Genomic DNA, 11,728 nt, shown 5'->3' with positions numbered 1-11,728 from the left:
CGCAAGGGGGGAGGGAGCCCACTGTTCGTGTGGTTAGAGATTTCGCTTGAAACCGCTTGGCAATTTTCAGCTTGCGCGGCGCTGGCCGGCGAAAGCTTGCGCTTGATGCGGTCGATGGGCAGGCGTGGCAGCCAGAGGCTGAGGATACGCCGACGGTTCTCTGAATAGGCACTCATCACAATTCCATTCCATGATCCAGCGGCCGACCGGGCCATGACGGTTACGAACGAGTTGCGCGTCGAACACCGGCGCGCCCCAGGCGCTCCAAGGCGCCGCAGGCTTTGGAGCCGCCGCAGGCTTTGGAGGCGCGCCCGGCGGCGAATGCGCCGCGCGCACGATCCATCGGGTCTCCGCGGTCGAGGGGCGCGGCTCCGCCGCCACCCGCAGCAGCAATGCGGTGACGCCGGAGGCTGCTGCGGCCAGCGTGAGCTTGCGGCTGGCGACGAGATCGAGCTGACGCGCCTGCCCCCAGACTTCCAGCACGACGGCGCCGAGCGCGTCGCAGGCCAGCGCGTCGGCGGCGGTCCGCAGCGCAGCGTCAGTGTCGGTGGCGCGCACGGTGACGAGCAATCGCGGATCGAGCCCGAGTTCGGCGAGCCCGCTCATCGACAGCGCGCCCGATTCAATTTCCGAAAAATCCTGCCGTACCCAGACCAGCGGCCGGCGCTGCGACACCCTTCCCGCCAGCCCTGCGATGAAGCCGGTTGCGGTCGCGCTCTGGTGTCCCTCGGCGAACACTTCATGCACCGCCGCGAGCGCAAGCCCGCCGTGCAGCACAGTATCTGCCGCCTTATGGCCAAGCGTAATCTTGTTGAGGTCATGCGCATCGCCATGCGCCTCCAGGCGCTCGATGCTTCCGCGCAAACTCGCAAGCGTGCTTGTGCGTGCGGTGCTCATCCGCCGTTCCTTCAGAAAATTGGCCTTTACCGCTTTTTCCCTAAGTGAACGCGCGGCTGGCTCATTTGTTCATGATATGTTCTAATATAAAGCTAACAGCGCCGGCAGAGTCAATCGAGATCGACGCTTTGGCGATTCATGAGCGGAATCAAAGGGATTCGCGGGCCCCTCCAGACGACCGCAAAGCCGTTGCGCGGGGATGCGGGCAGAGAGTGTGGAGTAAGCACATGCACCACATCATCCTAGATAGCCAAACTGATTTTGATGGCTGGCGTAAAGCGGCCCGCGCGCTGGCGCTGAATGACGTGAAACCGTCCGACGTGAGCTGGCGCGTGGCTGATGATGCGCCCGAACTGTTCGCACCGACCGCGCCGCCGCTCGAGCCGCCACAGGGCACCTTCAACGTGCCGGCCAGGTTCGTCGAACTGGCGGAGGTTGCGATCCTGCACCGCAACCCCGAGCGCTTCGCCCTGCTCTATCGCCTGCTATGGCGGTTGCGGACGCATCACGATCTGCTTGAACTCACGACCGATCCTGACGTGGCCGAGATCACCGCGATGGCCAAGGCCGTGCGCCGCGACGAGCACAGGATGCATGTCCTTGTCCGCTTCCGCGAAATAGGCCGCGAGCAGAAATCCCACTTCGTCGCCTGGTTCGAGCCGGAGCATCACATCGTCGAACTGGCCGCCCCGTTCTTCGCGCGCCGTTTCGCCGACATGCCCTGGTCGATCCTGACGCCTGATCTCTGCGCGCATTGGGATGGCCATGTCATCTCGTTTACGCCGGGCGTCAGCAGAAGCGAAGCCCCCAGCGCCGACCGGCTGGAGGAAACCTGGCGGCGCTATTCAGCCAGCATCTTCAACCCGGCGCGGCTGACGGTGAAGACGAGGAACCTGCAAGAGGGTTCAATAATTAAGCCTGCAGTCAAGCGTGCGGAACGCGACGCTACGGAACCACACCAGGCGCCAAAACGGCCGGAGCCGCCCATGGTGCGCAGAAGAGTTCAGGACGACATCGAGACGCTGCGCGAAGAAGCCGCCGATTGCCGCGCCTGTCATCTTTACAAGAATGCCACCCAGACCGTGTTCGGCGAAGGCCGGCAAACCGCGCGGATCATGCTGGTTGGCGAGCAGCCCGGCGACAAGGAAGACCTCGCCGGCAAACCGTTCGTCGGGCCCGCGGGGCAAATGCTCGACCGCGCACTGGAAGAAGCCGGCATCGACCGCCGCACGGTCTACGTCACCAATGCGGTCAAGCATTTCAAGTTCGTGCCGCGCGGAAAAATCCGCCTGCACCAGAAGCCGAACACGCCGGAGATCAAGGCCTGCCGGCAGTGGTACGAGCGCGAGCTGGCCGCGATCAAACCCGATCTGGTGGTGGCAATGGGCGCAACCGCAGCGCAAAGCGTGTTCGGGAAAATTACGCCGATCAACAAGAACCGCGGCCGCGCGATCGATCTCGACGACGGCACCACGGCGCTGGTGACGGTGCACCCGTCCTATCTGCTGCGATTGCCGGACGCCGACGCCAAGGCGCGCGAATACCGGCGCTTCGTCCAGGACCTCAAAATCGCCGCCGATGTGCTGCGAAAATCGGCACATGCGGCCTGAATTCCGCCAATCCGATAGTCGCAATTTCTGGTGAAACATAACGGGAAAAATTGACAATCCCGCCTGCAACTATTAATTGATAGAAGACACAATCGCATTCTCAAGGGAATGTGGCAAGGGAATGTGGGACGTCTGCTCACGCGATGATGCTCCCACATGGTCGACGCGCTGCGCGGTTCCCTACCTCCAGCCCCGGCGCCGTGCAGCGCGCGACCCTCTTCATTCAAGAACCTCTTAGCGTTGCACCGCATGGCGACGTTCCCCGGATGCTGCGCAGCGCGCCGCACTTGCGGCGTGGTGCGCTGCTGATCCGGGGTCCACCGCTTGTGGGTCCCGGCTCTGCGGCGCAGCGTTACACGCTGCACCGCGTCCGGGACATGCGATAGCGCTTCGAAAAGGCCGTCATACGTTTAGCCTCTCGCCACGGCCTCCAGTTCAGCAATATCGAACTTGACCATCTTCAGCATGGCCTCGGCAACGCGCTTGGCTTTCGCGGGATCGGGATCGTTCATCAATTCGCCGAGCCGTCTGGGCGCGATCTGCCAGGATAGGCCCCAGCGGTCCTGCAGCCAGCCGCATTGTTCGATCTTGCCGCCCTCCCTCAAAGCGTCCCACAAATGGTCGATCTCGGCCTGCGTGTCGCATTCAACCATGATCGAAAAACTGTGGTTGAACGGGTCGAGGGGCCCCGCCTCGATCGCCATGTAGCGCTGGTCGCCCAGGGTAAAGGCCGCGATCTTGACGCTGCCGGGCGGGCCGCTCGGGCTCTCGGCAGGCAGCGACGAGACCCACTGGACTGATGAGCCGCGGATCAGCGAGGTGTAGAAGCCGATCGCGGCCTCCATATCCTTTTCGAACCAGAGATGCTGTGTGACCCTCATCGACGCTGCCTTTCTCTATCAGTTACTGGCCGGCGCGCTGCCGCTCCTGTGACAAGGACGGATGGGAGAGGCGGCGTTCCGACAGGGGCTAATAAAAATATTGTGGAATTTCCTTGAACCTTGCCGGCCGCCATCTGCCTGTCGGTGCCTCTACGTACTGTTCTCGAACCTGACGCCATCGGCGATGCGGCCGGGACGCTGCCGTGGCAGGCCCCGACGGATGGCGGGAGACCGGAACCAAACTGCGGCCTTCTACTTTCAGCAAAGTGACGGATGATACGGCAAGGACACCGACATTCACACATCACGCGACCCCAACAGCTCTGCAGCCGGAGCCCGCCATGACCAAAAAGCACCCGAAGGGCACCAAGCTGATCCACGACCCGATTCGGGAGGAAATGCTGGACAGTTTCGATGAGGAACTAGAACTTGAGATCGACGACGATCGCCTCGATGCGCTGACCAATGAATTTGCCGACTATACGGCAGAAGAGACGATCGATCGTCGCGTATACTTCAAGGAATTATTCCGTCTGCAGGGTGAATTGGTAAAATTGCAGACTTGGGTGCAGCACCACCAGCTCAAGGTGGTGGTGATTTTCGAGGGGCGCGATTCCGCCGGCAAGGGCGGCGTCATCAAGCGCATCACCCAGAGGCTCAATCCGCGGGTATGCCGCGTCGCGGCGCTGCCGGCACCGAACGAGCGTGAGCGCACCCAATGGTACTTCCAGCGTTACGTTTCGCATTTGCCGGCCGGCGGTGAGATCGTGCTGTTCGACCGCAGCTGGTACAACCGCGCCGGCGTCGAGCGTGTGATGGGCTTCTGCACTGAAGACGAAGTCGAGGAATTCTTCCGGTCGGTGCCGGAATTCGAGCGCATGCTCGTGCGCTCCGGAATAACCCTCATCAAGTACTGGTTTTCCATCACTGACGAAGAGCAGCATTTGCGCTTCATGATGCGGATCCACGATCCGCTCAAGCAGTGGAAGCTCAGCCCGATGGATGTGGAATCGCGCCGCCGTTGGGAGCTATATACCAAGGCCAAGGAAGCGATGCTGGAGCGTACCCACATTCCGGAAGCTCCCTGGTGGCTGGTCGAAGCCGACGACAAGAAGAAGGCACGGCTGAACTGCATCGCGCATCTGCTCGAACAAATTCCCTACCATGAAATCAAGCTAGAACCGGTGGTACTGCCGCCGCGGGTTCGCCATCCGGAATATAGCCGCGGGCCGATTCCCCGCGAAATGTACGTACCGGAGCGCTATTGAGCGCCGCGTGACCACCGTCCTCATACTGAAGGCGGAGAGCCCTCCCCGCACTTCAAGTTGCGGCTGAACGGCAAATAATGAAGGCCTGTATTGGAGATACAGGCCTTCCTTGATGCTCTCTCGCACGTCATGTGCGATCGAAGTTGAAGTGGCGTCGCGCGCGTTACGACGCCGCCAGCTTGTTCTCGACCAGCTTGATCCAGTAGGAGGTGCCGTACACGATCGCCTCGTCGTTGAAATCGTAGGCGGGGTGATGAAGCCCTGCGCTGTCGCCGTTGCCGCAGAAGATGAACGCGCCCGGCCGCGCTTCCAGCATGTAGGAAAAATCTTCCGCGCCCATCAGCGGTGGCATCTCGTGGACGTTCTGGGCACCGGCCACCTCCTTGGCCACTTGCGTGGCGAACTCGGTCTGCTCGGCGTGGTTCTTGGTCACGGGATAGCCGCGCTCATAGACGAGGTCGATCTTGGCCCCGGTCATCCTGGCTACGCCTTCACACACCTCGCGCACCCGCTTCTCGACGGTCTCGCGGACTTCAGGCGTTAGCGTCCGCACGGTGCCCCGGAGTTCCGCGGTGTGCGGGATCACGTTGCGGGCGTTGCCGGCGTGGAACTCGCAGATCGAGATCACCGCCGACTCCAGCGGATCAATGGTCCGCGAGACGATCGACTGCAGGGCAGTAATGAGCTGTGAGCCGACGAAGACGGAATCGATGCATTTGTTGGGGCGCGCGGCGTGCCCGCCGAGCCCCTCGATCTTGATGTCGATCGAGTCGGTTGCCGCCATAACCGGGCCGGAGCGGATGGCGAACTGGCCGACCGGAATGCCCGGACCGTTATGCATGCCGTAGACCTGCTCGATGCCGAACCGGTCCATCAGCCCGTCCTGGATCATGGCGGCGGCGCCCGCGCCGCCCTCCTCGGCCGGCTGAAAAATCACGACCGCATCGCCGGCGAAATTGCGGGTTTCGGCGAGGTACCGCGCTGCACCCAAAAGCATCGCGGTATGACCGTCATGGCCGCAGGCGTGCATCAGGCCCGGCGTCCTGGACGCATGAGGAAGGTTGGTCGCCTCCTCGATCGGCAGCGCGTCCATGTCGGCGCGAAGCCCGATCACCTTGATCTCGCCCTTGCCGGGCTGCTTGCCCTTGATGACGCCAACAACGCCGGTACGGCCAAGGCCGGTGGCGACCTCGTCGCAGCCGAATTCGCGCAGCCGATCGGCCACGAATGCTGCAGTGCGGTGCACGTCGTACAGCAACTCGGGATTTTGATGGATAACGCGGCGCCAGGCCTGGATATCGGGTTGCAGATCGGCGACGCGGTTGACGATGGGCATGGGAATTCTCGAACCTCAGGTTGGAACGTTAGACCTCTGTAGCATGCAAGCGGCGGTCCACCCAACAGAGCCTGGAGACGCCGCCCATTCCCGGACGTCATGGCCGGGACTTGTCCGAGCCATCCACGTCTGACTATTAGGCACAAGGGGCGCGTGATGGGCGGAAACTGGGCATGCCGAAAAGGCTTGAAGGCGATTTCGATTATATCGTGGTGGGCGCGGGCACCGCCGGCTGCATCATGGCCAACCGGCTGTCGGCCGATCCCAAAAACCGCGTGCTGATCCTGGAGGCCGGCGGCAACGACAACTGGATCTGGTTTCACATCCCCGTCGGCTACCTCTTCGCGATCGGCAATCCCCGCTCGGACTGGATGTTTCGGACCGAACCGGAGCCCGGGCTCAATGGGCGGTCGCTCGCCTATCCACGCGGCAAGGTGATCGGCGGCTGCTCCGCCATCAATGCGATGATCTCGATGCGGGGCCAATCCGCCGATTACGATCACTGGCGCCAGCTCGGCCTCACCGGCTGGGGCTATGACGACGTAAAGCCGCTGTTCAAGCGGCTGGAGGACCATTTCCTCGGTGAGAGCGAACATCACGGCGTTGGCGGCGGCTGGCGCATCGAGGCGCCGCGGCTGTCCTGGGAGGTTCTCGACGCGGTCGGCGATGCCGCCGAGGAGATGGGCATCAAACGCATTGCGGATTTCAACACCGGCGACAACGAAGGCATCAGCTATTTTCACGTCAACCAGAAGCGCGGCCGGCGCTGGTCGTCCGCGCGCGGTTTTCTCAAGCCGGTACTGAACCGCGCCAATCTGCGGCTGGAAAAGCACGTGCTGGTCGACCGGCTCATCATCGAGAACGGCCGCGCCGTCGGCGTGCGCTTCATCCAGGGCAATGAGATGATCGAGGCCCGCACCAAAGGCGAGGTCGTGTTGTGTGCGGGATCGATCGGCTCGACGCAGGTGCTGCACCGCTCCGGCATCGGGCCGGCCGACTGGCTGTCACCGCTCGGCATCGATGTTGTGCTCGACAGACCGGGTGTGGGGCGCAATCTGCAGGACCATCTGCAGCAGCGCGCGATCTACAAGGTCGAGGGTGTGCGCACGCTGAACGAAACCTACTGGTCGCTGGTCCGGCGCGGGATGATGGGACTCGACTATGCCTTCCGCCGCCGCGGACCGCTGACGATGGCGCCGTCGCAGCTCGGCATCTTCACGCGCTCCGATCCACGCCGCGCGCGCGCCAACATCCAGTTTCACGTGCAGCCGCTGTCGCTCGACAAGTTCGGCGATCCCCTGCACCGCTTCCCCGCGATTACCGTGAGCGCCTGCAATCTGCAGCCGACCTCGCGCGGCACCGTGCGCATCCGCTCGGCCAATCCTGACGAAGCGCCGTCGATCGCACCAAATTATCTGTCGACCGACGACGACCGCCAGGTCGCGGCCGATGCTATCCGCACCACGCGCCGGCTGATGAAGCAGAAGCGGCTCGAACGCTATCACCCGGTCGAATACCTGCCCGGTCCTTCGGTCGGCGACGACGATGCGTCATTGGCAAAGGCCGCCGGCGATATCGGCACCACGATCTTCCATCCCGTCGGCACCGCGAAGATGGGCACGGTCAACGATCCGATGGCCGTGGTCGACGAGCGGTTGCGGTTTTACGGCATCGGCGGATTGCGCGTCGCCGACGCGTCGGTAATGCCGACGATCACGTCGGGCAACACCAACACGCCGACGGCGATGATCGCGGAGAAAGGTGCGACGATGATCCTGGAGGATGGGCGCAAATAGCTGCGCGATGGAACGTGGCGCGGAGTTTTCATTCCCCGACGCGATTGTTGAGTTTATTTCGCGTTGTAGTAGAGTCGATTCATGCGTTTCCAGCCTACCATTCTGTCACTACTCCTCACTGCGATTTTGCTGTGCGCGTCGATTGCAGCCGCCCCCGGAGATGACCGCTCGGGAGCTGACGTTCAACAAGATGTCCGCCAGAAATACGACGCCATCTCGTTTGTTGGAGGAGACTTTGACATTTCGGACCCGGCTTTGGTGCCGAGACAACTCGTGCTTGCCGCCGAACAGTCAGGCTGCCAGTACAAGACCGACATCAAAGAGCTCCCGATCCGTTTCATCAGCGCCGAAAACCGCCAACTTGCATTGGTGTATTGTTCCGGGATCGTTGGATCGCATCACGTATTCGACTTTGTGGACCGGCGAAGGCCAAAGCTGGTAGAGCTTCCGTTCATTGCAAAGAAGGACGGTTTCGGCACGACAACCAAACCGGGCCTGATCACCTGGAAAAGAGGTGCCGGCGTATTTGAAGCCGTAACCGGATCGGACATGTGTCCCAATTCGGAGCTCCGGCACACCTATCGATTGGGCTTGAGCGAAGGCTGGGTCAGCCGGGCCGCAAGTTTCGTGGTCGTCCGCGTCGAAGTCAGGGAAAAGCCCTGCCGTGGCGAAAACACCGAATGGACCACGGTATGGGAAGCGCCACCATGGCCCAAATCTGTCGTTGTTCGCTAAGCCCGATTCCCTTGTCTAGGCCAAATAGCCAAGTAGCCAGATATGGTAGCGTGTCGCGCCAATGCGCCCGACGGCTCATCCTGCTACTGCTAACGGCTACTGCGCCCTGCGATGATTCCTCGGCGTGACGGACCTCTGCCGCATTCGCGGCGCCGGCGCGGGTGCGGCCTCGTTGTAATAGGCATTGGATTGATTGAATGACCGGTATGACGGCCGGCCGCCGAGCACGTCGGCATTGGGATGATAGAAGGAATAGGCACCGGGCTCCTGGATCGCGGGTTGCGCGAACACGGGCGTTGCGATCGCGGTCATCAGAAACGCGGCGGCGAGTGCTGGGATAGACTTGGTCATTGGTGATATCCTCTTATCGTGAAATCACTCCATCCAATTGGGTATCGCAGCGCAAAAGCGGATAGCCATGCGGCGGCTCTCACCACGATTTGAAAAGTCGTGCTTGAAAGCGCGCGATGGCGTGAACGTGCGGAATACGCCCGCCAGCATCAGCAGAATATTTGCCTACAAATGAAACGATCGGCCGGCCTGCCCGCGCTGAATATCGGCGCAGACGTGCGGCAGCGGCAAGATGAGGCGAAGGTATGCCGTCTTCCGGTTGCAAGATCCGCAAAACTGACACAGATTTCGGGCATTGCCGGAGAATAACGGCGAACGCGAGAATCGGAGGGCACGTCCATGATCAAGGTAAGCGTGATGTATCCCAATACGCCCGGCGGGCGCTTCGATCACGACTACTACCGCGACAAGCATATGCCGCTCGTGAAAGCGCGCATGGGCGACGCCTGCAAGTCCTACACGGTCGACAAGGGCCTAGCCGGCGGCGCGCCCGGCGCTCCCGCCACCTATGTCGGCATGTGCCACATCTTCTGCGACTCGATCGAGGCGTTCCAGACCGGCTTCGGGCCGCATGCCAAGGAGATCATGGCAGACATCCCGAACTATACCGACCAGTCTCCGGTGATCCAGATCAGCGAAGTCGTCGTAGGCTGATGGCGCAGCCGCGGCTCGCAATGATATAGGGTGGGCAAAGGCGCGCTTGCGCCGTGCCCACCATCTCTCGGCGATCGTACTTCTCTGATGCGCTTCGTCCCTGCCTCCGTGCGCAATCGCGCACTCGGCGCAGGGACGACGGAATAGAGGCGAGAACCCTTCAACTTGTCGCCCCTGCGAACGCAGGGGCCCATACGCCGCGACCGGCGAAATGGGCACTCGGGGGACGGCTGCGTTTCAACAATGTAGGCCGGTGGTTATGGGTCCCTGCGCCGAGTGCGCGATTGCGCACGGAGCCAGGGAAGACGGAGGAGAGAGCGCCCTGCCGTCAACCCCGCAGCGCCTGCAGTCCCTTGAACGTCAGCCGCTTCGGGTCGCGGACCCCGGCCAGATAGAACTTGCGGATGAAGGCGATCGCCGCATCGCGGTCGCAATCGGTCAGCGCCACGATGGCGTCGACGGCAATTCGTTGGGCGTCCATGGGCGTCCTCGTGCTGTCAGGGGCCGCAAGCTACACAGCGTGCGACACGCCGGTTAATCCGGCGTTAACCGTGAGGACATGTTGGACGATTCGAAGCCATCTACGTATACGCGAAACGACGCATCGGACGGCCGGACGCACCCTCGCAAGGTGCATCGCTCACGAATACTGCATCACGCCATCATCGACCTTGCCGTAACGAAGCGTGACGATGTCGAGTGCGTAGTTCTGGTACAGCCGCCACGGCCGCTTCGAGCCCTGCTTGGGCAGTTTGGCGATCGAGCGCTGCACATAGCCGGAGGAAAAATCGAGCGACGGCAGTTCGGTGACGTCAGGATCGACATTATGCGGCATGCACTGTTTGTGGCCGTTGCGGTCCATATAGTTGATCAGCCGGCAGACATATTCGCAGGTCAGATCGCATTTCAGCGTCCACGACGCGTTGGTGTAGCCGAACGCGGCCGCCAGGTTCGGAATGTCCGAATACATCATGCCCTTGTAGTTCAGCGTTCGCGCGAAATCGACCGTGCGGCCGTCGACGCTGACTTCGAGCCCGCCGAGCACCTGCAGAACCAGTCCGGTCGCGGTGACGATGATATCGGCTTCAAGCTCGCTGCCATCCTTCAGCTTGATGCCGCTCCTGGTAAAAGTGTCGATCTCGTTGGTGACGACGGAGGCGCGCTTGTCGCGGATCGACTTGAACAGATCGCCGTCCGGCACCAGGCAGAGCCGCTGCTCCCACGGATTGTAGCGCGGCGTAAAGTGCTTTCCGACATCGTATTCCGGCCCCAGCGCCATCTTGACGCCGCCGAGGATCAACTGCTTGGCGCGCTCGGGCTTGCGGCGGCAGAGCTGAAAGAAATACATGCCGAACAGCACGTTGCGCCAGCGGATCAGGTGATAGGCGAGCTTGGCGGAGAGCTTTTGGCGCAGCTTGTTGGCGAGCGCATCCTCCGCCGGCCGCGCCACCACATAGGTCGGCGAACGCTGCAGCATCGTGACGTGCGCAGCGGTCTTGGCCATCTCAGGCACCAGCGTCACGGCGGTCGCGCCCGAGCCGATCACCACCACGCGTTTTCCCGCATAGTCGAGGTCCTCGGGCCACTTCTGCGGATGCACGATCTGGCCGGCGAAGTCCGCCGTGCCCGAAAAATCCGGCGTGTAGCCTTCCTCGTATTTGTAATAGCCCGAGCACATGAACAGGAAATTGCAGGTAAAGCGCACGGTCTCCGCCGCGCCCTCGCCCACGTTGCGTTCGGCCTCCACCGTCCAGCGCGAATCCGGCGACGACCACGCGGCGCGTTTGACGCGGTGGTGGAAGCGGACGTGCTTGTCGATGCCGTTGTCGGCAGCGGTCTGGCGCACGTAGTTCAGGATCCGCGGTCCGTCGGCGATCGCCTTCGGTTCGGTCCACGGCCGAAACGAATAGCCGAGCGTGTACATGTCCGAGTCGGAGCGGATGCCGGGATAGCGGAAGAGATCCCAGGTGCCGCCGATGCAGTCGCGCCCCTCGAGGATGACGTAGCTCTTGCCGGGGCACTTCTCCTGCAAATGATAGCCCGCGCCGATGCCGGACAGTCCCGCGCCGACAATGAGGACGTCGAAATGCTCTGCCGTATCGGTCATGGCGATCTCCCTGCTTTCAGATGTAATGGCCAGCAGGCAGAAATTGCAACTCGCATTGTCAGGTTGCTGCGACGATACAGGCTGTATCGGAAT

Annotated in this window: 11 protein-coding genes; 5 read left to right on the top strand and 6 right to left on the bottom strand. The window is 62.2% G+C overall.

Annotation, left to right across the window (positions count from 1 at the left end; translation table 11 throughout):
- Positions 1 to 66 precede the first annotated feature (66 nt).
- Complete coding sequence (locus V1290_RS30815; RefSeq protein ID WP_334367854.1) at positions 67 to 897, bottom strand: ImuA family protein; 831 nt, start codon at positions 895 to 897, stop codon at positions 67 to 69.
- Between the two features lie 227 nt (positions 898 to 1,124).
- Here V1290_RS30815 and V1290_RS30810 point away from each other — a divergent pair, with 227 nt between their 5' ends.
- Positions 1,125 to 2,507: a UdgX family uracil-DNA binding protein gene (locus V1290_RS30810; protein WP_334367853.1), complete on the top strand. Its 1,383-nt coding sequence runs from the start codon at positions 1,125 to 1,127 to the stop codon at positions 2,505 to 2,507.
- 410 nt (positions 2,508 to 2,917) lie between these two features.
- Here the strand turns inward: V1290_RS30810 and V1290_RS30805 are convergent, their stop codons facing one another.
- Positions 2,918 to 3,388, bottom strand: a complete 471-nt coding sequence (locus V1290_RS30805) for a VOC family protein (protein ID WP_334367852.1) — start codon at positions 3,386 to 3,388, stop codon at positions 2,918 to 2,920.
- Between the two features lie 341 nt (positions 3,389 to 3,729).
- Here V1290_RS30805 and ppk2 point away from each other — a divergent pair, with 341 nt between their 5' ends.
- Positions 3,730 to 4,656 carry a polyphosphate kinase 2 gene (gene ppk2, locus V1290_RS30800; protein ID WP_334369226.1) on the top strand — a complete coding sequence of 309 codons (927 nt, stop codon included), beginning with the start codon at positions 3,730 to 3,732 and terminating at the stop codon, positions 4,654 to 4,656.
- Between the two features lie 163 nt (positions 4,657 to 4,819).
- Here ppk2 and V1290_RS30795 read toward each other — a convergent pair whose 3' ends face one another.
- Positions 4,820 to 5,992 (bottom strand): M20 aminoacylase family protein, encoded by a 1,173-nt coding sequence (locus tag V1290_RS30795; protein WP_334367851.1) that lies wholly within the window; start codon positions 5,990 to 5,992, stop codon positions 4,820 to 4,822.
- Positions 5,993 to 6,165: 173 nt separating this feature from the next.
- On the opposite strand from V1290_RS30795, the gene V1290_RS30790 reads away from it, so the two are divergent.
- The gene (locus V1290_RS30790; protein WP_334367850.1) at positions 6,166 to 7,788 is read left to right on the top strand and encodes a GMC family oxidoreductase; all 1,623 of its coding nucleotides are present in this window, start codon (positions 6,166 to 6,168) and stop codon (positions 7,786 to 7,788) included.
- Positions 7,789 to 7,869: 81 nt separating this feature from the next.
- Positions 7,870 to 8,523 (top strand): hypothetical protein, encoded by a 654-nt coding sequence (locus V1290_RS30785; RefSeq protein ID WP_334367849.1) that lies wholly within the window; start codon positions 7,870 to 7,872, stop codon positions 8,521 to 8,523.
- Positions 8,524 to 8,619: 96 nt separating this feature from the next.
- Here the strand turns inward: V1290_RS30785 and V1290_RS30780 are convergent, their stop codons facing one another.
- Positions 8,620 to 8,874, bottom strand: coding sequence for a hypothetical protein (locus V1290_RS30780; RefSeq protein WP_334367848.1), 255 nt, complete (start codon positions 8,872 to 8,874; stop codon positions 8,620 to 8,622).
- 339 nt (positions 8,875 to 9,213) lie between these two features.
- On the opposite strand from V1290_RS30780, the gene V1290_RS30775 reads away from it, so the two are divergent.
- Positions 9,214 to 9,528 carry an EthD family reductase gene (locus V1290_RS30775; protein ID WP_057848059.1) on the top strand — a complete coding sequence of 105 codons (315 nt, stop codon included), beginning with the start codon at positions 9,214 to 9,216 and terminating at the stop codon, positions 9,526 to 9,528.
- Between the two features lie 328 nt (positions 9,529 to 9,856).
- Here the strand turns inward: V1290_RS30775 and V1290_RS30770 are convergent, their stop codons facing one another.
- Both V1290_RS30770 and V1290_RS30765 read right to left on the bottom strand, forming a co-directional pair.
- Positions 9,857 to 10,009 carry a hypothetical protein gene (locus V1290_RS30770; RefSeq protein WP_334367847.1) on the bottom strand — a complete coding sequence of 51 codons (153 nt, stop codon included), beginning with the start codon at positions 10,007 to 10,009 and terminating at the stop codon, positions 9,857 to 9,859.
- A 159-nt stretch (positions 10,010 to 10,168) separates the two neighbouring features.
- Positions 10,169 to 11,635, bottom strand: a complete 1,467-nt coding sequence (locus tag V1290_RS30765; RefSeq protein WP_334367846.1) for a flavin-containing monooxygenase — start codon at positions 11,633 to 11,635, stop codon at positions 10,169 to 10,171.
- Between the last annotated feature and the right edge of the window lie 93 nt (positions 11,636 to 11,728).

It is taken from the genome of Bradyrhizobium sp. AZCC 1578 (assembly GCF_036924675.1).
GTDB lineage: Bacteria > Pseudomonadota > Alphaproteobacteria > Rhizobiales > Xanthobacteraceae > Bradyrhizobium.
Note: the sequence above shows the minus strand (reverse complement) of the source record. Positions and strands in the feature narration are given on the sequence as shown.

Excerpts from the sequence above, each read along its gene's own strand:
- V1290_RS30780 (WP_334367848.1), bottom strand. The coding sequence starts at position 8,874 with ATGACCAAGTCTATCCCAGCACTCGCCGCCGCGTTTCTGATGACCGCG.
- V1290_RS30790 (WP_334367850.1), top strand. The coding sequence starts at position 6,166 with ATGCCGAAAAGGCTTGAAGGCGATTTCGATTATATCGTGGTGGGCGCG.
- V1290_RS30770 (WP_334367847.1), bottom strand. The coding sequence starts at position 10,009 with ATGGACGCCCAACGAATTGCCGTCGACGCCATCGTGGCGCTGACCGAT.
- V1290_RS30765 (WP_334367846.1), bottom strand. The coding sequence starts at position 11,635 with ATGACCGATACGGCAGAGCATTTCGACGTCCTCATTGTCGGCGCGGGA.
- V1290_RS30775 (WP_057848059.1), top strand. The coding sequence starts at position 9,214 with ATGATCAAGGTAAGCGTGATGTATCCCAATACGCCCGGCGGGCGCTTC.
- V1290_RS30810 (WP_334367853.1), top strand. The coding sequence starts at position 1,125 with ATGCACCACATCATCCTAGATAGCCAAACTGATTTTGATGGCTGGCGT.
- V1290_RS30785 (WP_334367849.1), top strand. The coding sequence starts at position 7,870 with ATGCGTTTCCAGCCTACCATTCTGTCACTACTCCTCACTGCGATTTTG.
- V1290_RS30795 (WP_334367851.1), bottom strand. The coding sequence starts at position 5,992 with ATGCCCATCGTCAACCGCGTCGCCGATCTGCAACCCGATATCCAGGCC.
- V1290_RS30805 (WP_334367852.1), bottom strand. The coding sequence starts at position 3,388 with ATGAGGGTCACACAGCATCTCTGGTTCGAAAAGGATATGGAGGCCGCG.
- V1290_RS30815 (WP_334367854.1), bottom strand. The coding sequence starts at position 897 with ATGAGCACCGCACGCACAAGCACGCTTGCGAGTTTGCGCGGAAGCATC.
- ppk2 (WP_334369226.1), top strand. The coding sequence starts at position 3,730 with ATGACCAAAAAGCACCCGAAGGGCACCAAGCTGATCCACGACCCGATT.